The organism is Anabaena catenula FACHB-362 (assembly GCF_014698735.1).
Classification (GTDB): domain Bacteria; phylum Cyanobacteriota; class Cyanobacteriia; order Cyanobacteriales; family Nostocaceae; genus Anabaena; species Anabaena variabilis_A.
Map to the genome: position 1 here is coordinate 62675 of NZ_JACJTQ010000010.1, position 24641 is coordinate 87315.

General features: G+C 40.0%; 21 protein-coding genes. 10 read left to right on the forward strand and 11 right to left on the reverse strand.

The window, feature by feature from the left end; genetic code table 11:
* Positions 1–8: 8 nt before the first annotated feature.
* On the reverse strand, positions 9–1193 hold the full coding sequence (locus tag H6G68_RS09190; protein ID WP_190906357.1) for an FtsW/RodA/SpoVE family cell cycle protein: 1185 nt from the start codon (positions 1191–1193) through the stop codon (positions 9–11).
* Between the two features lie 622 nt (positions 1194–1815).
* Between H6G68_RS09190 and H6G68_RS09195 the strand changes: the two genes are divergently transcribed.
* The 6 genes from H6G68_RS09195 to H6G68_RS09220 all read left to right on the forward strand — a co-directional run bounded on the left by H6G68_RS09195 (position 1816) and on the right by H6G68_RS09220 (position 8097).
* Positions 1816–3681, forward strand: coding sequence for a CHASE2 domain-containing protein (locus tag H6G68_RS09195; RefSeq protein ID WP_190906358.1), 1866 nt, complete (start codon positions 1816–1818; stop codon positions 3679–3681).
* 533 nt (positions 3682–4214) lie between these two features.
* Entirely contained in the window at positions 4215–4604 is a 390-nt protein-coding gene (locus tag H6G68_RS09200) for a hypothetical protein (RefSeq protein ID WP_190906359.1), read from the forward strand.
* 66 nt (positions 4605–4670) lie between these two features.
* The gene (locus H6G68_RS09205) at positions 4671–5504 is read left to right on the forward strand and encodes a FecR family protein (protein ID WP_190906360.1); all 834 of its coding nucleotides are present in this window, start codon (positions 4671–4673) and stop codon (positions 5502–5504) included.
* A gap of 531 nt (positions 5505–6035) precedes the next feature.
* On the forward strand, positions 6036–7631 hold the full coding sequence (locus H6G68_RS09210; RefSeq protein WP_190906361.1) for a hypothetical protein: 1596 nt from the start codon (positions 6036–6038) through the stop codon (positions 7629–7631).
* A gap of 23 nt (positions 7632–7654) precedes the next feature.
* Entirely contained in the window at positions 7655–7870 is a 216-nt protein-coding gene (locus tag H6G68_RS09215) for a type II toxin-antitoxin system HicA family toxin (RefSeq protein ID WP_190906362.1), read from the forward strand.
* Positions 7871–7875: 5 nt separating this feature from the next.
* Entirely contained in the window at positions 7876–8097 is a 222-nt protein-coding gene (locus H6G68_RS09220) for a type II toxin-antitoxin system HicB family antitoxin (protein WP_190906363.1), read from the forward strand.
* Positions 8098–8172: 75 nt separating this feature from the next.
* Here the strand turns inward: H6G68_RS09220 and H6G68_RS09225 are convergent, their stop codons facing one another.
* The 4 genes from H6G68_RS09225 to H6G68_RS09240 form a co-directional block, all read right to left on the reverse strand.
* On the reverse strand, positions 8173–8379 hold the full coding sequence (locus H6G68_RS09225) for a phycobilisome linker polypeptide (RefSeq protein WP_071190493.1): 207 nt from the start codon (positions 8377–8379) through the stop codon (positions 8173–8175).
* Between the two features lie 219 nt (positions 8380–8598).
* A complete protein-coding gene (gene apcB, locus H6G68_RS09230; protein ID WP_071190492.1) occupies positions 8599–9084 on the reverse strand; it encodes an allophycocyanin subunit beta in 486 nt (161 codons plus the stop codon).
* A 67-nt stretch (positions 9085–9151) separates the two neighbouring features.
* Entirely contained in the window at positions 9152–9637 is a 486-nt protein-coding gene (gene apcA, locus H6G68_RS09235) for an allophycocyanin subunit alpha (RefSeq protein ID WP_071190491.1), read from the reverse strand.
* 381 nt (positions 9638–10018) lie between these two features.
* Positions 10019–13414 (reverse strand): phycobilisome rod-core linker polypeptide, encoded by a 3396-nt coding sequence (locus tag H6G68_RS09240; RefSeq protein WP_190906364.1) that lies wholly within the window; start codon positions 13412–13414, stop codon positions 10019–10021.
* Between the two features lie 331 nt (positions 13415–13745).
* On the opposite strand from H6G68_RS09240, the gene trxB reads away from it, so the two are divergent.
* Both trxB and H6G68_RS09250 read left to right on the forward strand, forming a co-directional pair.
* Positions 13746–15104 carry a thioredoxin-disulfide reductase gene (gene trxB, locus H6G68_RS09245; protein WP_190906365.1) on the forward strand — a complete coding sequence of 453 codons (1359 nt, stop codon included), beginning with the start codon at positions 13746–13748 and terminating at the stop codon, positions 15102–15104.
* Between the two features lie 139 nt (positions 15105–15243).
* Positions 15244–15540: a hypothetical protein gene (locus H6G68_RS09250; RefSeq protein ID WP_127052146.1), complete on the forward strand. Its 297-nt coding sequence runs from the start codon at positions 15244–15246 to the stop codon at positions 15538–15540.
* Positions 15541–15601: 61 nt separating this feature from the next.
* Here H6G68_RS09250 and truB read toward each other — a convergent pair whose 3' ends face one another.
* From truB to H6G68_RS09270, 4 genes are all read right to left on the reverse strand, one after another.
* Positions 15602–16480: a tRNA pseudouridine(55) synthase TruB gene (gene truB / locus H6G68_RS09255; RefSeq protein ID WP_190906366.1), complete on the reverse strand. Its 879-nt coding sequence runs from the start codon at positions 16478–16480 to the stop codon at positions 15602–15604.
* Between the two features lie 93 nt (positions 16481–16573).
* On the reverse strand, positions 16574–18364 hold the full coding sequence (locus H6G68_RS09260) for an alpha/beta hydrolase (RefSeq protein ID WP_190906367.1): 1791 nt from the start codon (positions 18362–18364) through the stop codon (positions 16574–16576).
* A gap of 355 nt (positions 18365–18719) precedes the next feature.
* The gene (locus H6G68_RS09265) at positions 18720–19640 is read right to left on the reverse strand and encodes a DMT family transporter (protein WP_242045199.1); all 921 of its coding nucleotides are present in this window, start codon (positions 19638–19640) and stop codon (positions 18720–18722) included.
* A gap of 46 nt (positions 19641–19686) precedes the next feature.
* Positions 19687–20490: a M15 family metallopeptidase gene (locus tag H6G68_RS09270; RefSeq protein WP_190906368.1), complete on the reverse strand. Its 804-nt coding sequence runs from the start codon at positions 20488–20490 to the stop codon at positions 19687–19689.
* 185 nt (positions 20491–20675) lie between these two features.
* Here H6G68_RS09270 and H6G68_RS09275 point away from each other — a divergent pair, with 185 nt between their 5' ends.
* A complete protein-coding gene (locus tag H6G68_RS09275) occupies positions 20676–21593 on the forward strand; it encodes an AEC family transporter (RefSeq protein WP_190906369.1) in 918 nt (305 codons plus the stop codon).
* Between the two features lie 40 nt (positions 21594–21633).
* On the opposite strand, the gene H6G68_RS09280 is transcribed toward H6G68_RS09275, so the two are convergent.
* Complete coding sequence (locus H6G68_RS09280) at positions 21634–22152, reverse strand: phosphoribosyltransferase (protein WP_190906370.1); 519 nt, start codon at positions 22150–22152, stop codon at positions 21634–21636.
* Positions 22153–22226: 74 nt separating this feature from the next.
* Here H6G68_RS09280 and H6G68_RS09285 point away from each other — a divergent pair, with 74 nt between their 5' ends.
* Positions 22227–23675 carry an MFS transporter gene (locus tag H6G68_RS09285; protein ID WP_190906371.1) on the forward strand — a complete coding sequence of 483 codons (1449 nt, stop codon included), beginning with the start codon at positions 22227–22229 and terminating at the stop codon, positions 23673–23675.
* Between the two features lie 96 nt (positions 23676–23771).
* Here the strand turns inward: H6G68_RS09285 and H6G68_RS09290 are convergent, their stop codons facing one another.
* Entirely contained in the window at positions 23772–24626 is an 855-nt protein-coding gene (locus tag H6G68_RS09290; protein ID WP_190906372.1) for a DUF3037 domain-containing protein, read from the reverse strand.
* Positions 24627–24641: the final 15 nt, after the last annotated feature.

A 24641-nucleotide genomic window follows, 5' to 3' on the forward strand; every position in this document is an offset into this window, starting at 1 on the left:
GTTTTCAGTTATATCCTTCTTGTACGCCTATTTTCAGGTTTGCTATGTCGTAAAGGGACTACTTCTGCTTCACTACTCTCCCTAGCTACCCGAATCAATAATCCCGCAGATACCAAACTAGCAATCATGGAATTACCACCATAACTAAACATAGGTAATGGTAAACCTGTCGTTGGTAGAGAACCCGTAGCCACACCAATATGCAGTAATGATTGTCCTACCATCACAACCGTTACGCCAATTGCTACCAATCGATGTACAGAATTTTTCGCTTTTAGGGCTACGATTAATCCCAGTGTGGCGAATACTGCCAAAAGTGCCAACAGTAGGATACTGCCCACAAAGCCAAATTCTTCAGCGAAGACGGCAAAAATAAAATCGGTGTCTTGAATTGGTAAATAAAATAGCTTTTGTTGAGAAAGCCCAAATCCTGCGCCCCAAGTGTTACCTGAACCCACTGCTAGTAAACTTTGCACTAATTGGTATCCATCTCCTGTAGCGTCAGCCCAAGGGTTGAGAAAAGACATCACCCGCTTGCGTTGATATTCTTTAATGCTAATACTGAGTATTGCTAATAGCACCCCACCGATGGCTGTTCCTCCTAAATATTTGTATGGTATTCCCGCCGCTAGGGCAATTAACCAAATTGTCATACCGCAGAGTGCTGTTGTACTTAAATTAGGTTGAGCCAGAATTCCCAATAATACAAGACAAAACACACCCAACCAAGACAGACGAACCCCCCAACTTAATCTTTCCCATTGACCAAAAATTCGCGCACTTTGTAATACTAAAAAGGGTTTAATCAATTCTGATGGTTGAATGGGAATTGGCCCCAAGGCTATCCATCTGGCGGCATCAAAAGCTTTCTTTCCTAATCCGGGGATGAGGGTGACGAAAATTAACAATAAAAACAGCAACAAGAACCAATGAGATAGCCCCAAAATTTTCCGTAATGGGAGATTGGCAATGATGTTGAAGATGATTAAGGAAGCTAAGACCCAAAGAACTTGACGCTTAAAATAGTACAATCCATCACCCTGACGTTCATCAGCTACAGGATAAGACGCGGAAAAAAGCATAATTAAGCCGACGAACAGCCAAATCAATGTTAACCAGCGCAACAATCGCGCTTCTAAAGCCCAGGTGGAGACGGAATTATCAAAAATTGGTATTAATTGGCGTAGATTCACGAGGTATTAATATGGATAGGAACATAAGCTATTTTAGGTTCGACTCGGTCTAATATCATGTCTAGCTAATTGCTGATCAAAAAACTCTCCTTTTGAAGAAGACACGGGGACACGGAGACGCGGAGACACCCCATGTCTAAAGCCAGGGGATTCCAGCCAGCAAGGAATGTCTTTTTTCTTCTCCACGACTCAAGTCGGGGGCTTGAAACCATTTGCGTCGAATGTCGGACACAGGCGACTCTCCGCTTCACCACGCGGTTTCCTAATAATCAGTATTCAAACGGACACGATATAAGATGATGATTACCGCTTTATCATCATTCATTATCCAACAATCTTTGTCCTAACATGACCGCTAAAGCCTGGGTAATATTCAGTAAATCGAAAATCTTTCGCTGAAGTATAGAGTGGGGGTTAGAAAATATATTTAGGGGTTTTTGGGGAATTATTAAAGGTTAATCAGGCTAAAAAAGGCTTTTTTACCATCAAAATTTCCCTTTTCTCCATTTAATTAACTCTTAAATCCATTTACCAATTTTTTGTTTCCCTACACCTGACACCCCACACCCCACAATCAGCCTAAACAGATAAGTTGGTGATTTACTGAACATCTCTTCGAGAAATGCTTAAATACTTAAGACGAAAAATAATTATAGATACCTATTTGCATAAATCTTACGTATTAACTACACTGTTCTCAATTGGATTATGGCAAGTAGGTGCTTGGGCTACCTTGGAGTTACTAGGATTTAATTTATTGTTCTCCACACGCAACTATCTACCTCATCCCAGTTGGGATTCGCGTATTGTCGTTATTGGTATTGATGATGCTACATTACGTCAATATGGGCAGTTTCCCTTGTCACGCGATCGCTATACTCAATTATTAGAAACTCTAGAAGCCTCTCCTCCGGCAACTATTGGCTTTGATATTTTGTTTACTGAACCTACCAGCTACGACGAAAAACTAGCTGAAGCAATGGCAATTAATGGTCAGGTTGTTTTACCAGTTGCTCCCAGTTTACAACAACAAACCCTGCGTCCAGTCCCAATTCTAGATGATGTCACAGCTAAAGGACACATTGCCAAAAATGCCGACTTGGATGGAGTAACACGTCAATTGTCTCTTTACATTAAGAGTGTTCCTGCCTTCAGCATCACGTTACTGGAAAAATATAACTATAGTTTGCAGCAGACTTTTAGCGCCAATAGTACTAACTCCAGGAAATCATTTATTAAGTTACCACCTCTGCAATCGGGAGTAAACGCACAACCAGTTTTGATTAACTGGTTAGGTCCTACTCAAGGAAATCAAGGAATCCCCACCTACTCCTTTATCGATGTTGTCGAAAAAAAGGTAGATACAGCGAAATTAAAGAACAAAATTGTGCTAGTTGGACTGACTGCAACAGGAGCAAACGATCCCTTAAAAACTCCTTTTGATCAAATACCCCCAACCTCTGGTGTCTACCTACACGCTGCCGTTATTGATAATATACTCAACAATAGACTGTTACAAAAATTACCTACTAATTTTGAAATTTTGCTATTATTTGCTGTTGGTATCGGTTCTAGTCTGATACTAATTCCTTTGAAATTTCAGGAACGAACTCTTTTTTTAGGGCTTTTGCCCATAACTTGGTTTGGTGTAACAGTTTTAGGGCTAACAATCTCTAATCTTTGGTTGCCTACAGCTGCACCCATAGGCACTATCCTCCTAGCGGGACTAAGTATTCAATGGCAAGAACAAAAAGAAAAACAACAATTGATGAGTTTATTTGCTCGTCATGTTTCTCAAGAAACAGCAGAATTAATTTGGAAGCATCGGGACGAGATTTTTCAAAATGGTCAATTAGATGCCAAAGAAATGGTAGCAACGGTGCTATTTTCTGACATTCGTAGCTTTACCACGATTTCTGAGGGCATGAAACCACGAGATTTGCTCCACTGGTTAAACTCCTACCTGGGTGCTATGGCAGAGTGTATTCAACAACATCACGGAGTAGTTGATAAATACATTGGGGATGCTATTATGGCTGTTTTTGGTATTCCTTTCCCCCACACTCATTCAAAGGAAATTCAGCAAGATGCTATTGATGCTGTCTTGGCGGCAATTTCTATGCAGGAAAGATTGGTAGTGTTAAATCAAGAATTAAAACGGCTGGGCAAGCCTACCATTAGCATCGGCATTGGAATTCATACAGGTTTAGTGGTTGCTGGCAGCATTGGTGGATCTCAACGATTGAATTATTCTGTTTTGGGAGATGCTGTGAATATTGCGGCTCGTTTGGAACAACTCAACAAAAATGCCAAAGAGGGAAATCCTTATAGCATCTTAGTCAGCGAAACAACGTTTCAGCTGATTAAGCAGCACTTTCATACCCAACAAATACAGCAATTACAGCTGCGGGGGCGTAAAAAAATAACCATGATTTATTCCATTACCGGGAATAAACGGGAACTTGACAAGCCGATACAAAAAAGCTAAATAATGCTAACAAGAGCCAGCTTTTTTTTCCTGCTTCACCCTAGAAGTGTCGGCACTGTCTAGTCCACAGGCTTGATTGTTTGGGTGTATCTCACCCTACTATTAATTATTTAGGTTTGGTTATCACCTAAAATACCTATCAATAATAGCATTTTTCTCTGTGCTGTCTCAATTTTTTCTGTCAACGAGTGGTCAGTGAGCCTGTGGTCACTGAGCCTGTGGTCACTGAGCTTGTCGAAGTGTCGAACTGTCGATATAAATGTTAATTAAATGTGAGCATCTGTTAGCTTTTGTTAGTAAAACACTAACTAGCTGTTAACCCTCGGTGTAAAAATCAGATCTTCTTCAAGAAGAACTGATACAGTAATTTGTAGCCAACCGAGGAATTATATCGTGTCCGGTTGACTACTTATCATCAGGACTGACGCTCTTACGCGGGGAGTTTTTTGATAAGCAATTAACCGGGCTTGATATTATTTGACATTTCTTTGGTTATTGGAAAAGCTCTCACAATCTGATGAGTAGGTGCATCGGTGCATAGATATCTGATTACAGCAATAGTTACAACTGTTTTATGGGAAACTTTATCATGTCAGGCTGGGACTCAGCCACCCCCTTGCATTCCCAACAGCCTGCCTGAAGTTAGCAAATCTCTCAATAGTTTTCGAGAGAACAATGTGATTGTCATTGGCAAAGTTCCAGCCCGCCCTTATGTGGTTGTTGTTCCTGGCAAGTCAGATGAATTATTAAACCTTGTCAGAAATTATATTTCCGACGCATTCCTGGCACAGCACAGGTTTGGAACTTATGTGTATGCCGCTGGATCTCCAAGGAGGGAAGAAGCAGAATGCTTGTCTCATTTTTTGAGATCCGAAGGCATAGATGCACGAGTGATCTATTTTCGCCAAAAACCTACTCAATAGAAAACTGTTGACTGGATTATTCAAGAACTGGTTTCAATCGGCACAGACAATCATCTGGAAATACATATGAAAACTTGGTGGGCTTGTAACTTAACTTTGGTAACGGTTGGACTACTTAGTACTCTTCATGCCTCCGCAGCAGATAATCAATTACAGGTTAAAATCAATCGCTGGATTGAAGTGAGCCGTACCAACGGGCAAGTGCTATATTCTCGTGGGCAAACATCTCAACTTGCTCGTAGAGGAATACGACTAGAATCTGTAGGAGATACAATCAGCACCAAGCAAGGTTCTAGTGCCGTTTTGACAATCGATACAGGTACTGGTTTTATAAATGTTTCCGAAAATACGACTATATCTGTAAATAAACTCGAAATGGGAAATGCAGGTGAACGGATAACAGAACTCCAGGTAAAGACTGGGCAAGTTCGTCTGCAACATCGTCCATTAACTAATTCATCCTCTCGTGTAGAAATTCATACTCCCGCTGGGGTGGCTGGAGTGCGAGGGACTGAGTTTGGTGTGAGTGTACAGGATAATGGCAAAATGGGGGTTGGCACTATGAAGGGTAGTGTAGCCATAACTGCTCAAGGGCAAACAAAGTTGGTAAATGAGGGGTTTCAAAATCTGACAATTCCCGGAGAGCCACCTTCTGAACCAGTTCCTCTGCGGGAAGATACTATTCTGGATATTCGTCAACTCATAGCGAATGACAACCAAGTGAAAATTGTCGGTATTATTGATCCGGTGAACCTGCTGATGATTGCCAAACAGCGTCTGAGCATCGGTGCTACTGGCCAATTTGATATTATTGTGCCTTTACCCGCTAATCGCCGATTAGAAGCTGTTGTGGTGACTCCTTTAGGCAAAAAGCAATTGTATGAACTGGCAGTTCCTTAGTTGGGTTTAGTTATGAGGTTTTATGACTAGCGATCGCTCATAATGGATACTTGAACTTACTATAAGAATCATAAATGATATTTGATAGCTTGCGTGGCGTAGCCATAAAATTTTCAGTAGTGTAGGGTGGGCAATGCCCACCAGAACCAGGATATCGTGGGCAATGCCCACCCTACGTAAAATTTCAAAAATCAAATATTAGTCCTATATAAAAGCTGGCATAATTAATAAACCCAGTTACTTAGCATTACTCACATGGGCAGAACAGGTTACTAGCGTACCAATGTTAGTAGCATTTGCCATATTTGGGGAAATTTTTAGCTAATGTTATTTAATTTTAGTCTATTATGAGCGTAGGCATAGCTCACAATAGATACTTTAGGTAATAATTAACTTTTTACTAATTTGCTATTATTAAAAATAACTATTTTGTGATTAATTATAAAATTAGCAATTATCACTTTTCATATAAAAAGCTATAATCTAGTTTAGATATATTAGTATGATGCTGCTATTTAGCAAAGTTACAATATGCAAGATAGAGATTTAGGACCATTAGGAGAAAATGCATTTGAAGGATTGTGCATTCAGGCTGGAGGGTTGACAGTCCATGAATCCAAATCTCAAATGGATAGAACAGGATGGGATTTCCTTGTAGAGTTTCCGTGGAAGCAGGATAATTTTTCTCCTCAAGATATGCTTCCAGCACCATTACAGTGCAAAATTCAAGTTAAATCAACGGATGAGCAAAGGAAAGGAGAATCAATCACTCTATCTAATTTACATAGACTTATTAAGGCAAATATGCCAGTTTTTTATTGCTTTATTGAATTTGATGGAAAATCTGAACCGCAAGCTATCTATTTAGTTCATGTCGGAAAGGAGATAATCGAGAAAACTTTAAAGAGAATTAGAGAGCTAGAAAATGAAGGGAAGGGGGATCAGCTAAATAAGAAACACCTTTATATAAGTTATGGAGATGCTGATCGTTTGGCAGATATAAGTGGAAAAAGTTTGAAAAGTGAAATTGAGAAACATATTCCCGATGGTATGGAAAAGTATATTGAGAATCAAAATCAGCTATTAAATACTTTAGGATTTGAAGATGGTAGATATGAGGGTACTTTCACTCTAGCTAGTGATGATCCTATTAGAGATATTTTAGATTTGTCTTTAGGAATTCGCAAAGAACTTGATCTAGATAACTCAACTATTCATAATAAAAGATTTGGAATTTTATCCAAAACTCCTCACATAGAGCGAGATGGAGGAATTTTATCCCTTAAGGTCGAACCACTAGAAGCAGAATTAAAATTCAAAGAATATAAATTCTCTCCGGGCATATCTTTTCCTGCGAAATTATATATCTCTCCCTTTAATGAATTCATTCCAAAAGAACGTATAAAACTTAGAGTAGAATCTAGGTTTTTTGAATTTATTATTGAATCAAATCAAGGCATAAATTTTTCAATTCGCTCTTATGCCGAAGGTAGTTCCCTAAAGGAATTAAAAAACTTTCTTCAAGTTATGACTATACTTGAAAAATCATCTAATCCCATTCTAGTAGAAATGGAGTCTGCATACCCAACTTTGAGTTTTAGTTTAGAAGATCCGCCTCAGTCGTTATTTGATACAAGCATTTTTAATGACCCAGCATATAATTGGAATAGAGTTCATGAGCTTGCAGAAACGGCTGTAGAAATATGCAGAAAAATGGATATTTCAGAAAATGAAGTGCTGATTAATATTGAAGAATTGATAAGAAGTTTTAGGACATCTAGTAATATCCAATTACTCTATCAAGCACTGTCTGGAAATGCTGAATCAGTAAATCTTGTCTTTTCAATTGAACCATCAGGGTATCAACAGGGTACTAAGGCAGCAATTATTTTTTTTGTAACTTTCAATATTGGAAATTACATTATTGGTTGTTGTTTAGCACTTGTTGGCTCTCTATCTATACTGGGTGAACAACCTAGTTTGATTGGTGAGAAGTTTCTTCTGGGACGGCAGTTCAAAGGTACTGATGAAACCATTCTCATCAAAGAATCAGTTGATCTGGGTTTGAATGAGTTAAAAGAAGAGTTACAAAATGAAGAATTAGCATTTATTCATATAAAGTCATAAGGATCAAGAAGTAGACAAAATCAATGCCCAGAAAAATTCGGGAGTTAAAAGCCGAGATAGCGCGAGAAGGGTTTGTGTATCTACCAAAACGAGGGAAAGGTAGTCATGAGAGATGGAGACATCCTTTGATTAAAAAAACACTAACTATTCCAGGTAAAGATGGGGATGATGTTCCACTTTACCTAGAAAAGCAATTAGCAAAATTATTAGCTGAACTAGAAGAGTTAGAGAAGGATTAGGATTTATGAATCAATACAGTATGATTGTTCAATGGTCAGACGAAGATCAGCTGTTCTTAGTCACAATTCCAGAATTTAGCCATCTTGTAATTATGCCTTGTACTCACGGTAAAACTCGTCAAGAAGCAATTCATAACGGTGAAGAAGTAATTGAAATGTATTTAGAAGCTTGGGACGCAGAAGGTGAATCCATACCTGAACCAAACATACTGCAAATAGCCTCTTAATATCAAATTCCCAAAAAAAAGAGGTCATCAAAGACCCCTTCAAAATCAAATAAAATAATATTTGGTTTATAGCAATTAAGACAAACCAGTATTTGTACCTTGCTTACCAGTTGCCAATTCTACCTTAACAATTTTGCCACCCATTTTTTGAATCCGTTGTTGTTCACGGAACCAATTTTCATAAGGAACTAACTTAGTAAAGTATGTATTTTGTAATTCGCGCTGGGTGCGAGTACGAGTTAGGCTTGGAACACAAGCAGTGATTTTAAACAATCGGGACATATTCTTGAAATCTCCTGATATTGTCTGGTGAAACTTTATTTTTATCTCAAAAAATTTTGAGTGCAAATCTTTAATTAATCTTTCCAAGGCTGGGAATCAACCATCAATACTAGACTGATAACACTTACAATCAATCAGCAAGAGAACCTTCTAGCAATCATGATTGATTTCCAGACCTTAATAAAGCCGCACCTAAATTATTAAGTGCAAACCTGACTCCTAGCTCAAGCCAGAGGAGACATAATCTAAGTAAACGCCCATTTCTTTACCAGCGTCAGGACCAACCAAACTAGCGGTTACTTCCTTGATTGCTTGGATAGCTTGAACGGTAGCGCCTACGGGTACTCCCAAGGAGTTGTAGGTTTCTTTCAAACCATTCAATACGCGCTCATCCAAAATGGAAGGATCGCCAGCCAGCATAGCGTAGGTAGAATAACGCAAGTAGTAATCCAAGTCACGGATACAAGCTGCGTAACGACGGGTGGTGTACATATTACCACCGGGACGGGTGATATCAGAGTACAACAAGGACTTAGCTACAGCTTCTTTAACGATCGCAGCAGCATTAGCACTGATGGTTGTAGCTGCACGAACGCGCAGTTCACCAGTAGCGAAGTAGCCTTTTAGTTTTTCGAGAGCAGCGGTGTCAAGGTACTTACCTTGAACGTCTGAAGAATTGATAACGGAGGTAATTGCGTCTTGCATTGTTGTTTTTTCCTTATTTCCAACCTTATTGCCACAGTTTTAGTTTCAGCCGAGAAACAGCTTCAACTTACTGCATTGCACCAACAACGTAGTCGAAGTAAGAACCAGCTTCACCAGCGTCTTCAGAAGACAACAGGGTAGCAGCAACGTTCTTCATAGCGGCAACGCCACCAGCAACTGCATCAATGGGAGTACCCAAAGACTTGTACATTTCACGTACACCAACGATACCGATTTCTTCGATGGGGGTAACATCACCAGAAACGATTCCGTAGGTAACGAGACGGAGGTAGTAGTCGAGGTCACGCAGACAGGTAGCTGTCATTTCTTGACCGTAAGCGTTACCACCGGGGGAAACAACATCAGGACGCTTTTGGAATAGTTGGTCGCCAGCTTGCTTAACGATGCGCTCGCGGTTTTCTGTCAATACTTGAGCGATGCGGAGACGTTGTGCGCCACCAGCAACAAAACCTTTGATTCTATCTAATTCACCGGGGCTGAGGTAGCGAGCTTCTGCATCAGCATTCACGATAGCTTTCGTGACGATACTCATTAATGGATTCCTCCAAAACTAATGACACCAGCTTTTAAACTGGTAAGACTTTAAATTGGTTGATAGTTACTTTCTTTCTTATATGCATTGCGAGTCAGATGGACTCAATACAACCAGATAAGATGGAAAATTCAACTACCTTCCGGAAAATATTGTCCGGCATTATGTTGAGCATTTATTACTGCTCTTAACACTTTGTAATATTAATTTTCAGATTTGCTCATTCTGAGGGCAGGGGGAACAGGGAACAGGGAACAGGCAAAAGAGGCAGAGGGGCGGGGGGCAGGGTGCAGAGGAGACGAATTTTCCCCCTTGCTCCCTGCTCCCTGCTCCATTTCTTCTTCTACTGTCACCTGTCACCTATCACCTGTTACTTGTTACCTATCTGTTGCTAGGACGACCAGTTAAAACAGCGGGAGACAAGCTAGACCAGGATTGTTTCACCAAGTCTGCTGCTGCCTGTACGCTACCTAGGTAGTTACCTGCGGGTAAAGATGGATAGCGGTTGTAAGGTACTACGTCTTCACCGAAGTAGCGAGCATACTCAGAACTATTAACCATTGCCTCTACAGCAGCCCTTAAACCGCTATCAGCCAGCAACTTGTTATACTGACGGATTTCGCCTTGAGTGGCTGGTGCGCGACCCAATAGGTGACGGAATAGGAACTCAATCACCTTGGTGTTGGGATAAGGAGTGTAGAACCGTTTGCGATAGATATCTGAACTAGCTAGTTCAAGAACAAACTCACGGACAGTAATTTCACCGTTACGCAGTTTGCTATCTAAGTCAGAACGACGGAAATAACCAGGAACTTGACCGCTAAATACGTCCATGACTTGGACATAAATAGCATTAATTACCTGGTTGGTTTCTGGGGAATTTGTGCCAGTGGTAGCGCGGTAAATACGGGCTGGTTTGCGGCGGCTTGTACCCACACCGACTTCTACAGACTGTCCGCGACCATCGTTGTAAGAACGACCCAACTCAATAAACAAGGGCTGAGTCTTGTCTATTTGCTTGGCTTGGGCTGCCAAGTCTGCGATCGCTTTCGCTAAGATTGGCGTATTCTCAGTTTTAATCCGAGGCTTGACAGTTTCAAAGCTAGGAACAACCACATCATCATTTTGCTTAGTTAGCTGGTTGTAAAGCTTCTCGGTATTGGGGAAGTTAGCAGCAGGTAAAGTGGGGAAGCGACGGTAAGGAACTGTATCTTCACCAAACACCTGACGATATTCTGCACTATCAACCATCTGGCTAATAAAGGCACGAATACCTTGAGTAGCTAGAATCTGGTTGTATTTGCGAATTTCTGCTTGGTCAATAGGTGCGCGACCCAAGAAATGCTTAGTACCCAACTCAATTACTTTCGTGTTGGGGTAAGGTGTATAGAATTCTTTCAGATACAGGTTAGAGTAACCCAAACCTTGAATAAATTCCTTAACGGTAATTTCACCGTTCACCAACTTACTTTCTAGAACTGTGAATTCGTTCTTGGAGATGTAAGGTGCAATATCCCGCTCGAAAATCTGACGATAAGCGCCGCTAATCACGGTTTCAGCAGCAATCTTGTCATTGCTAACTGCTGTCAGCTTGAAGACCTTGGTTTGCTCACGCTGCTTGCTAACACCTTGATTAATGCGGAAGTCAATATCTGGTTGGGTCCGCATTTCTGTAACTGCACCCAATTCCACAAAGCGAGGCGTTTCTTGTTTCTCAACATTCGCCACATCTTCACGAATGCTACCAACGCGCAATTGACGCAAAGACACACCCGCAGGAGTTAGATAGCGTTCGTAAGGAACTGTATCTTCACCAAAAGCTTCACTGTACTCAACACTGTCTAAAATGGCATCAACGACCGCATAGAAGCCCTTCTTAGAAGCAATGTCAAAATACTTGTTGTTCTCTTGACGACCGTAAGTAGGACGACCCAACAAGCGACGGTGAATATACTCGATGGCTTTACAGACATACAGAGAAGTCCAGTACATCTTGCGGAATAAATCCGACTTAGCCAATATCCGCACAAACTCACGGACAGTGATATCACCGTTTTCCAGCTTGATTTCTGCAACTTTCAGACGTTGACCTTCGTAAACATCACGACCGAAAACTTGCAGGTAAATAGCCTTAATTACCGCTTGAGTAGAACTTTCTGAGAACTTGACACTTGCACCCTTAGCGGCTTTTCTGCCAATAGTTCCAGGAAGTTGGTCTAACTTGAACACCTTAGCACCCAGAGTACCAGGAGCTACACCCCGTGCTTTGGGATTGCTGAGTTGGTTATTAATACCAGGCCCTTGGTGAATCAAAATCCGGCGGGTATCTTTACCAAAAGGAGCAGGACTGGTGCTGGGGTTGCGGGTTTCTTTCGGGAAAATCGCGCCAAATTGAATTTCCAAGGGGTCATTACCAGAACCGTAGGGATGTTGGTCAGGTAATGGCTGTTCGTAAGCAGCAAAGGTGGTAATGAACTGAGGTACTTTCCGGAAAGGCGCGCTGTAGTTAAACAGGTCTTGCTGTGGTCCCCAGTTACGACATTCTTGGGCTTCTTGACCCAGACCCCGGATGTAGGGTACTGTCTCTTCGCCAAAGTAATCGCTGTATTCATCAGAATCTACTAAAGCATTAACTAAAGCTGGTAGACCGCCCTTAGAAATAATGCCAAAGTATTTTTGGACTTCTTCACGGCTGCTTGGTCCCCGTCCCAAAATGTGACGGAAAGCTAATTCAATGACCCGACTGTTAATAAAAGGCTGGTAAAACTGTTTTTGGTAAAGGGGAGATTTAGCAAGACGACGAATAAACTCCTTCATGGAGATATCGCCATTTTTGACTTTGGATTCCAAGTCAGAGATTGACAAACTATAAGCACGGGTAATGTCGCGCTCAAAAATTTGACGATATGCTGCTTTGATGACTTCTACCTTTTCGCTAGAAGACAATCCGGGCTTCATGACGTACTTAGGACGACGTTCTGCGGCATTAAAGTAAATTTGCGGCAGTTGTAACCCTTGTTGGTCACCTGAAGGACGTTGGCGGACTTTTGTTGAAGGTGTTGGTGCTTGGAATTCTGTTAACAACACATCCATGTACTGAGTCACAATTTCTGTGGCTACAGGGTCTTTACGGAAATAAGACAGAGAACCTGATTTAATTTCCTGTAAAGCTACTATGGTTGCTTCTCCAGAACAGGCATTTTCAATAATTTCCCGCAAACCTCTGGTATTCACAGAGATGATGTTGGGGTCGCCAGCCACAATCGCATAGGTAGCATAGCGCAAGAACCAGGACAAGTCCCGTAAGCTCTTGGCCATGTTGCTAGGCCCGTAACGAGCAACGTTAATTGGTCTAAAACCTGGAGGTGTTGGTCCACCTGAGGAAGTATTAAAAATTGAGCGCAAGTTTTCAAAGAAACCACCACGGCTTTCAACATAGGTGACAGTTCCTAAGGCCATGCCTTCTTGGACACTAACACCACCAGCGCCAGCCATTGCCAGTTCTCGCTCTCTAGGCTTTTCTAAAAAAGACATGGGCGAGCCACCGACGAAAATTCGGTTAGCAGCACGAGAGACGATAATCTCGGAATTTTCAGTGAGAATCTGGGCAATTTCTAAACGCTTTGCACCAGATGCAAAATAACTTCCTAATTCACTCAGTTCACCGTTTCCCAAAAAGCGGTCTTGTTGTTCCGCTTGGGAAATGGTTGCTACTGGTAAGGTTTGATATAGTTGCGGACGCGCAACGGAGCTTCCACCACTTGCCTTAACACTCATTGGATTTCTAAAACTCCTAATAAATAAGTTTATGTGTTAAGTCTGGGTTGTTTTGAGGCTTGACACTTTTCCGTATTTATGCGTTAAGAGTACTGCCTGCAAAACTGCCAGTAAATTAACCCAGTTAGTTTTTAGATTAGAACGTTTTGCGTTTACGCTGCTAGTTTATTAAGAAGTATGTCGAATCTGTAATCTAAATCGGTGATATGGAACAACCAATGGACATACGGGGGGATGAGGAGATTCATTTATAGCTGGGAATTAAGTAAATTGAAAGCTCAGTTATGTTATGCTAAATTAAACGTAGTCGTTATGAGTTTGTATAATAGTTATGACTAATCCTACAGTAGAAAACTTGGTAATTATCGGTTCTGGTCCAGCAGGATATACAGCGGCTATATATGCGGGACGTGCTAATTTAAAACCCGTTGTCTTTGAAGGATTTCAAGCAGGGGGTTTACCGGGTGGACAACTGATGACAACGACAGAAGTTGAGAACTTTCCCGGTTTTCCCCAAGGTATTACCGGGCCGGAACTGATGGATAATATGAAAGCCCAAGCAGAACGGTGGGGGGCGCAATTATATACGGAAGATGTGATCTCAGTTGATTTGAGTCAGCGTCCTTTTATTATCCGTTCCGAAGAAAGGGAAGTAAAGGCGCATAGTTTGGTAATTGCTACTGGTGCAACAGCCAAACGGTTAGGTTTACCCAGCGAACATGAATTTTGGAGTCGGGGAATTTCTGCTTGTGCAATTTGTGATGGTGCAACTCCTATTTTTCGTGGTGCAGAGTTAGTTGTAATTGGTGCAGGTGACTCAGCAGCGGAAGAGGCAATTTATTTAACTAAATATGGTTCTAAGGTGAATTTGCTGGTGCGTTCTGAAACAATGCGGGCTTCTAAAGCAATGCAAGACCGGGTTTTGAGTAATCCGAAAATCCAAGTACACTGGCACACAGAGGCTGTGGATGTATTCGGGAATGGTCAGATGGCTGGGGTGAAAGTCCGCAATAATCAAACTGGCGAAGTGAGCGAATTACCTGCTAAAGGTTTATTTTACGCCGTTGGTCATAAGCCCAATACTAGCTTATTTCAAGGACAATTAGAACTAGATGAGGTGGGATACATTACCACTAAACATGGTGGCGTAGAAACCAGTATAGATGGTGTATTTGCAGCCGGTGATGTGCAAGATCATGAATTTCGCCAAGCTATTACGGCAGCAGGTACTGGTTGTATGGCAGCGATGTTAGCAGAACGGTGGTTATCTGCGAAGGGTTTAATTCAAGAGTTTCATCAAATCCAGAGTGAGGAGTTGGAAGCGCAACCAGAAGAGACAAAAACAGAAACAGCAGCGGAGTTTAATTTGCAAGCGACACGCCATGAAGGTGGTTATGCTTTAAGGAAATTATTCCATGAGAGCGATCGCTTGATGTTAGTGAAATATGTCTCTCCTGGTTGTGGCCCTTGCCATACTCTTAAACCTATTTTAAATAAAGTAGTCGATGAATTTGACGGTAAAATCCATTTTGTCGAAATCGACATTGACAAGGATAGAGATATTGCTGAAAATGCTGGAGTTACCGGAACACCGACGGTGCAATTATTTAAAAATCAGGAACTGGTGAAGGAAGTTAAAGGAGTGAAGCAAAAAAGCGAATATCGACAGTTGATAGAGAGTAATTTGTAGACCTTATTCAACATCGATATTTGTTTAAAGATGCGTTATCTGGAACCATTGTAGAGACGTGACCTGGGTAGGGATTCTCGTCTCTACATTCTTTCATACAGATGACTATTCCAAAATCTAAAATCCGAAATGGGAGAAAATGAGAGCCAAAATTGAAAATAATGTGTTATTTATCCACAAAGAGGATGTCCCAGAGTTTAAAAAGGGCGGTTCTGTAGTTAGAAATTCTTATTTTTGGGCGTTACGTTCTATTGCTGGACGTGCTAGACGCGATCATGATTGGGAATATGAATCAGATGTTTGGTTAGCACTAGCACGGATGTTGATGTCGTTTACTGAATCTGGATATTTGGGATATAGAGAAACTGTCTTAGAGTTTCCCTTATCGCAAGGGAAAATTCCTGATTTATTGCGGGATGTTTCAACTTGGGAATAAATTCAGGTAATTTTTTTAGGAAAATTTTCAGTTAGATTGGATTTAGGAAATTGAACCTCTTTTAAGAAATTGGTTCAAAAACCATTTGCGGAATTATGATGTTTTCTTGTAATTGTCCAATTCCTAAAAAACGGGTTTTTTCTTCATAAACTCGTACTAATCCCAAAATATCAAGATTGATAGAAATTTGTTGACCTTGACACCATTTTTTAGCTTCTGTTGATGGTAAACTTACAGATGGTAAATGTTGCAAAGGTACATCTGGAGCCATCGGTTGAAATGTCTGGGCTGACAATTGGCTTTCTAACTCGGTGAGAGTGAGACTATCTTGTAAGTGGAAACCGCTGCTGACTGTACGTATTAAAGCCGCGAGAGTACCACCTGTATTTAATACCATACCTAAATCACGAGCGATCGCACGAATATATGTTCCCGCACCACAAGCGATCGCTATATCCAGTTCGGGAAAATCCCCATCACGCCAGTCTAAAACTTCTATCTGAAAAACTTCTACTGTCCGCGTAGGCGCTTGCACAATTTCCCCTTTCCGTGCTAAATCATACAGCCGTTTTCCCTCTACCTGAATAGCACTGTAACTGGGAGGAATTTGCTCAATTTTGCCGATAAATTCGCTAAGTGCTGTTTTTATTTCTGCTAAATTTAACCCAGGACAAGGTTGAGAAGTGATCACTTCCCCTTCTAAATCATCAGTAGTAGTACTTATACCAAGGCGGATGGTAGCTTTGTAAGCTTTTTCACCCGGTAGATATTGTAATAATCTCGTGGCTTTACCCAAAGCGATGGGTAACACACCTGTAGCTTTAGGATCTAAAGTTCCTGCGTGTCCTACCCGTTTGAGACGCAGGAGTTTTCTCACCCGCGCGACGCAGTCGTGGGAAGTCCAGTCAAGTGGTTTGTTGAGGTTAAGAAAGCCTTGCACGGAATAATTTCTAATTCGTAATTCGTAAGTAATTATATAAGACTTACGCAGAAAAATAAGAATTTTATTAATAAAGACAAAATTTAAAAAACATCACAGAAAAATCATAAGATGAAGCAAGGAAACACCAATATCTAATATCCAAAATCCCAACTTGATGATGCTAGAAGGGAGTTTTTTTTCAGGGATAACTCCGTAGAAATTATTATCTAGTACGGGACTTAATTCTTGGCTACTCAAAGATTGAATAAGACTCAAACCCAAAGACTGAGTAGAAAGGGTTTTAGCGTATTCAGCGTTAAGATAGGGAAGATATTGGGGTCTTTTTGCCACATAAGCTTGGAAAAAAGGTAAACTCAAAGCTTTGATATGAGCACGTGCTTGGTTTCCATCTCCAACCATCTCCGCAGGTAACGCTACTTGTTGACTCCCGGAATTACCATTACCGATTGTAGAAAAATGAGTTCCACCCAGAAGCAGAACCAGATATTTTTGGGGATTCGTTAACCAAGAAAACGGCACAATCTGTTCATATAAAGCTGGTGCAACGTTATCTTCACTGCTACCAACAAGCATCACAGGAGTTTGAATTTGGTTTAAGCCAGCTTGTCCAAAAATAGAGCTAGTGATAGGATTAACTGCGATCGCAGCTTTAACTCTCTCATCCCGCAAATTATATTCTTTTTCAGACTTATTTGGCAATTCTAAAGCTCGACATTGCAGCATTAAAGACATATTCCAAGTATTTCTCAGCCCCGCTGGTGTACAGTCTTTTTTTAGCTGCTCAAAGTTAACCCTTGCACCTGCTAAAGCTAAAGCCGTATAACCGCCAAAAGATTGTCCAAATACACCAACTTGTTGCAGATTTAACCGACCTTTAAAGTTGGCATCAGACTGGTTAGCTTTTTCTAATTGATCTAATATGTATTTGATATCTAATGGTCTATCTGTAAATTCTTCTGGTTCTACTAAGTCACTAGTTTTACTCTTGATCAAAGATTGTCTAGAGTGCAATTGTTTAGCACTACTACTAGGATGATTAGGAACCACAACCGCAAATCCTTGGGAAGCTAAATGATTGGCTAAATAACGAAAATTACTGCTATCTAAACCTAAGCCGTGAGAAATAACAATGACTGATGCTGAATGTTGAACATTGGGAAGATAAACATCTGTCAGCAAAAGCCGATTCCGGTTTAAGTCGAAAAATTTTATTGTATACTTTTTAGCTTGAAACTTGCCTGTAGTTTGTAAATTTGGCAATTGAGACAGATTCGCCTTTTCGATGGTAGCAGCTTCTAGATGAGATTTTTGCTGAACTAAAGCGATCGCACGATTGGTTTGACTAATCAGTTTCTCCAATTCTCCAAATATTTCTAAAGTATCAGCTAAATTAATATGAATATTACTACTGGGATACTTAAGTAACAAATTTAATAATGTTAAACCTTCTGGTTCCCCAGATGCTAAAATTATTGCCAATCGTAAATCCTGAAATCCTGACTCAGGTTGATGAGATTTGGTTTTAATCAACTCTGCTAACCGTCGTACCAGAAATTCACCTTGTTGTGTGTAGAGAAATTGTGAAGCAACAGCGGGACTAATTTTTAAAGAACCGAGTAAAATAGGTCTTAGTTCTTGTAGTTGTTGAAGTGAAATATATCGCTGATAAACAGCCAATTCATTATCAATTAATCCCGTTTTGGCAAAGACTTCTAAACTAATCACGGGAAAGGAAACTTCTAGTAATGAATAAGAAGCATATATTTTCTCTGCTGCCATAACAGAGTTACTAATTCCAAATGTTGGCAGCAATATTGAAAGCACCAGCAATAGTGAATTCCTTTTCACTCTGCTGGCCCAATTACCAAACCAACTGTTCATCGCTCAAATGTTTCGGTGATGTTGTTTAGCGAGGCGTTATATTTGGTAGTTATTCACAGAGCCTGATGGATTTATATACTATTGTTACCCTCAGTCTTCTGGATATTTTTGAGATTTTTTGATCTTGAAGACAAGTTTTTAAATTTCCGGTAAATAAAGCCAATTAATAGGAAAAATATCCGCCTGATACGAGGTTGACTTTACTTATTTACAATTATCCATAATCATAACAACTAAAAAACGACTTTACCTCAGTATTTATGATATAACTGGAAATATAAAATAAAACTGCTAGTAAAGTTATTGTTCTTGCTATAACTGAATACCTAGAATTATCTCATCAAAATTATTGCTATTATTCAGATTTGCCTAAAGCTATAGTTACTGAACCACAAACAACCAATAATGCCCCAATAATGCCGATCATTGTGATGTGTTCTGGTGGAATTATAGTGAATGAAATTTTTGAAGTTATCCAAACTGATATTAAAATCACGATAGGAGATAATGCTAATACTGCGCTGACTTTTGATGCTTCCCAATGTGCTAATGATTCAGCAAAAGCTCCATAAGCAATCAAAGTATTTAATCCACAAAATAGCAGCATTCCTAAATGAAGATTGTCGAGATAAAAAACTGTATTTACTTTCGCAAAAGGAGTAAATAATAAAGCACATCCCCCATAAATTATCAGCATAATATGAGAAGATGGTAAAGATTTTAATAACTGCTTTTGTGCTAAAGCATAAATAGCCCATGCTACTGCTCCTAAGACAATTAACCCACTGCCAAGAAGATATTGACTAGGTGCTGTGATTAAATTCGTAAATTGGGCATTAAAAAACAGCGCAAAACCTAAAGTTAGCACACTTACACCCAGCCATTGACGCAGTGTATAATGCTCTTTAAAAATAACTAAACCACCAAAACCCAACAAAACAGTAGATAACTGAATTATTACTTGTGCATTAGCGGCTGCGGTGAGAGCTAAACCTTGCATGAACAGAAAATAATTACTGGCTAAAAATATTGTGGCTATTGCTAATAATTTTCCAGAAGTACTACGTAATTGTTCTAAACTTGGTAATTTGCGCCGCACAAATAAATAAATTAACAGTAAGATAAACGACATCAAAAACCGAAACCAAATAACGGTGTAGACATCTAAAACTTGTAGTGTTACCGTCAGCGCAATCGGTAGAATTCCCCATAAAAAAACTGTCAGCAGCGATAAACCTAGCCCTAAACGCCAGCGACCGGAACTTTGATGCATCATTAATAATAATTAAATGAGTTAATCATGTTTGACCAATTCCTCAATGTCAATTAGTTGTGTTAGTAGGTTTTAAATTTCTGGCTTTGTAGAATGTTTCTAAGCTATTGCGATCGCCTACAAAGCGCCAATGCCACGGTTCATAGCTCACACCTTGAGTATTACCCTTGGGAAAAGACATCTCAAAGCTAAAACGGGCAGCATTGGCTTGTAACCACTGATAAGCCTTGGTATTCTCAAAGTTGGCTTGCAGATTAGTTGCTGGTACAGTTCCATCTCCTATATCCACAGCGTAACCTGTGTGATGTTCACTATGACCAGGAGGAGCGCTCAGAGAGGCTCTTTGGGCGGGGGTTTGGTTCCGTTGAGCGCCAACACCAAAAAACAACTGCTCTTGGTCTTTCACTGAACGAAAGCCAGAAATTGGCGTTAAGATTACCCCTGCACTTCTTGCCGCTTTTACCATTGCCTGAAACTTTTGGGCAGCGCCTTGTCGCATTTTAATCCGTCCATCTGCCGTAATCGGTACTAGTTCTGATTCCGGTGCTTCTCCATATGCTAAATGTCCCAAAATAGTGTTGCTGTCCAGACTTGGGGTATTAGTCAGTGCAGGCACAGAACCAGTTGATGCTGGTAGAGAATCGGCAGTTTTTTTAGGTGCTGTAACAAAAAATAAAAAACCGCTGGTTACAGCCAGTAGCACAAATCCTACTAATCCCCCAATTACTAAAACTAGTGGTTGTACGCGCAGCTTAGACCCGGTATCAGGAGTATCGCGTACAGCTACTGGAATATCATCTCCAGCACCAGACGATGAGTTTTGCGGTTTTTCTGAAAACCCAGCCTTTTTCAAGTGTCAACTCCTGTGTTTGTTCAATTTTGGATTTTGGATTTTGGATTTTGAAAAACTGACTAAATTAGCTTTTCGGCTGTCCATCTGTCCTATGATTTTTCAAGTTAGTACTATTCAAAATTGTAGACTGGCAAAAAATAACAGTTATAGGTATCATTTTATATTCCTATTTTTTAGATAAAATCTTGATAAATCTCTTAGAACTATACGTTAAGTTAGTGGGATTAGTCCTAGTAGGAGTCATCCTAGGACGCAAATTACCTGATACATTTCCTACTCGTTTAGGTCAATTTCTGTTTTGGATAGGAGTACCGATCAGCATTATTGCTTTTTTACGCCAAACAGATTTATCGGGACAGATTTGGATTGCACCAGTTATAGCTCACGTAGCTATCTTACTAGGGGCATTTTTAGCTTGGTTAGGGATTAAAGGTCAAGCCTATTTGACAAAATCTCTCCCGCAACCATCAACACAAGGTAGTTTCATTTTAGCGGCTATGGTAGGTAACACTGGTTATCTGGGCTTTCCCATCACCTTAGCAATGGTAGGCAAAGAATACTTCGCTTGGGCATTATTCTACGATTTATTGGGGTCACTCTTCGGAGCTTATGGTTTGGGTGTATTACTAGCAGTCCGTTTTGGCAACACAGTCCAAAATTATGGACAGATGGCTAAAGTAATCTTAATCAATCCTGCCCTCTGGAGTTTTGGATTGGGGTTGCTATTTCGCCAAGTGACAATTCCCACAGTGTTGGAATTTTGCTTAGATAAATTAGCTTGGAGTGCTGTAGCTTTATCCTTGATTTTAATTGGGATGCGACTCTCACGGCTGAATTCTGGGTACAAACTACCTCAAGCCGGGAGTAGTTTATTTATCAAAATGCTTTTAGTTCCCTTAATTTTGGGTAGCACCTTGCCACTTGTTGGTGTCAGTGGTGGTGCAGCACAAGTAATTGTATTACAAATGGCCATGCCTCCAGCTTTTGCCACATTGGTATTAGCTGAAACCTTTGATCTAGATCGTGACTTGGCAGTGACTGCTTTAGCGATGGGGGCGATGGTATTGTTAGTTACTCTACCCGTTTGGTTGTGGTTGTTCTAATTTTGGATTTGAATTTCGGATTAGTCGTTTTTTCACCAAATCAACACCGTTGACTCAGATTTTCCAGCAAATCCCCTGGATTCATATGTTCATACATTTCAAAGGGTTGATGAATCCAGGGGTTATCGGGTAGATAATCAACATAGTAATAGGGAGTAATGACTGAACAGGCTTTATACCAAATAACGGCGGTGCGAATTTCTGCAATTGGGTACTGACTATATTGCTGTAGCCAAGGAATAGTTTGTTGCAGAGTGATCCCAGAGTCTACTAAATCATCTACTAGCAGAATCCGGGAACCTAATGTGTCGGTAGTCATCGTTAAGTGAGGGGAAACTATTAAACCCCCTTTTTTCTGCTTACCAGTACCGCTGTAAGATGATGTAGCTAAAATTGCTAAAGGTTGATTGTATATCCGTGATAAGATATCACCCACTCGCAGTCCACCTCTAGCAAGACAGACAATTTGGTTAAATTGCCAACCTGATTGATAAATCTTGACAGCTAATTGTTCAATTTTATGGTGATAATCTGACCAAGAAATGTAAAGGTCTGACATAAGATTCTGGAAATTGTGTTAACTAATACTTCAAGTAAGCCAAGTTATTTATTTTAAAATAAGCGGGATTTATTATGAAAGATGCTGATGGCAATTTGCCAAAATCTTTGACAAGTCAAAAATTAGATTTAAAAACTAAACTGGCTTATGGTGCTGGTGATTTAGGCCCAGCAATTACTTCCAATATTGCCATCTTTTATCTGTTGGTGTTTTTTACCAATGTGGCTGGTATTCCCGCAGGTTTAGCTGGCAGTATTTTGATGATTGGCAAAATTTGGGATGCTGTCAATGATCCGATTGTCGGATGGTTGACTGATAAAACTAAATCTCGCCGCTGGGGTCGTCGTTTACCTTGGATGCTATATGGGGCAATTCCTTTTGGTATTTTCTTTTTCTTACAGTGGATTGTACCGAAATTTAGTGCTAATCAAAGTAGTAATATTTGGCCATTGTTCTGCTATTACGTAGCAATTGGAGTCCTATCTCAGGCGTTTTTCACTGTTGTTAATTTGCCTTATACGGCAATGACACCTGAACTATCTCAAGATTATGATGAACGTACTAGCCTGAATAGCTTTCGCTTTACTTTTTCTATTAGTGGCAGTATTGTATCGTTGATTTTAGCGCAAATTGTTTTTTCTGTCATTGTCAATCCTCAACAACAATATCTAGTTTTAGCAGCTATTTGTACTGTTATTTCGGTTTTATCCTTATATTGGTGCGTTTATGGAACACGCGATCGCATTATGGCTTTTGAGGCTAAACGTATTCAACTGGAGGAACCAGCAGAAATTCCTTTTATTGAACAATTAAAAATAGTCTTTAGTAATAAACCGTTTTTATTTGTTATCGCTATCTATCTTTTTTCTTGGTTAGGTGTACAAATCACAGCAAGTATAATTCCCTTTTTTGTCATTTACTGTATGGGACTGAAAAATTCAGATGTTCCTACAGTTCTGATTGCTGTACAAGCAACTGCGTTATTAATGCTATTCGTTTGGAGTAATTTAAGTAAAAAAATTGGTAAAAAAATTGTTTATTTTATGGGGATGAGTGTATGGATTATCGCCGCTGCTGGACTATTTTTCTTAAAATCTAATCAAATTGGTTTGATGTATTTAATGGCTGTAATGGCAGGTGTTGGTGTTTCTACAGCTTATCTAATTCCCTGGTCAATGATTCCTGATGTGATTGAGTTAGACGAATTGCAAACCGGACAACGACGGGAAGGAATTTTTTACGGTTTTATGGTTTTATTACAAAAGTTTGGTTTAGCTTTTGGGCTATTTATAGTCGGTAATGCTTTAGAAGCTTCTGGTTTTAAAGCGGCTGTAGTTGGGCAAAGCACGCTTCCCATACAACCTGATTCAGCATTGTTTGCTATTCGGATTGCTGTGGGACCAATACCCACAATTTGTTTAATTATTGGTTTGATTTTAACTTTTTTCTATCCTATTACCCGCGAGATGCATGCAGAAATTATGTTGAAGCTGCAAGAACGACGAGAGAAGATGGGGGAATAATTAATTTTGTATATAAATAAAACAGGGTGCAGATATGATATCCATCACCCTGTAAATGTGAAGTAGATTTATAAAAACTTTCATCATGGTTCGCGGTTAAACGTGGATTGGTAGAGTTATATTTACATCTACAATTTGCTTGCTGACCCAACGTTCTACAGCGTTTTCTTGAAGAATATCTGCCCCTACTTCCTCATAAGTGGCAATATTTTTTCGATATGCGTTTTCAATCTCGTGATAGTTATGTTGTTCTACTTTTGGTGGAAGCACAACTATTGCGAGGGGAAAATTAGGATGGTTGCTCTTTACATCTAAAATTCGCCAAAAAACCGCATCTGTTAGTCTATCAGGTACATCAACTTCAAAAGAGATTCCATGTGCTGCGAAGTAAGGTTTACCATTAGCAACAACGATATCAAACTTATTATTTTTGTGCTTACCAGGAAGTTCATAATCGTTTCTTAGTAATTCTTTGGCTACGTCTCCAAATTCTTGGATTAGCACTTCCCGTGTTTTAGACCTGACAATTTTAGCAGCAGCTTTACGGTCACGCGGCTTAAATTTAAGATTTGATTCTAGTTGTGGCTCACGCAAATAAGTATTAGCAATATCTTGTAGCAATTTATCCACAGTATTTAGTGAACCGCGAGGTTCTGTGAACTGAATACTATTCATCCAGCCCTGTGCTATTTTTAAGAGTCGTTCTTGGTTGGATACTCCATTAAGCTTGTCTCCTGGAAATAGAAGTCCTTCTTTAGCTCCATTTTCCATACGATGAGCAAAATCTTTCAGGAAACCAATTTCTTCCATACCAAAATGGCGTACTCGTTCCCAGTTCTTTACAAAGTGTATTTTGACGGCATTATTGTCAAAAGCAAGCACGCCAATATTAATCCGCTCATCTGCGATCGGATCAGGAACATACTGAATTACACTGTATCTACTTGCCATAGCGCCTCAGTTACA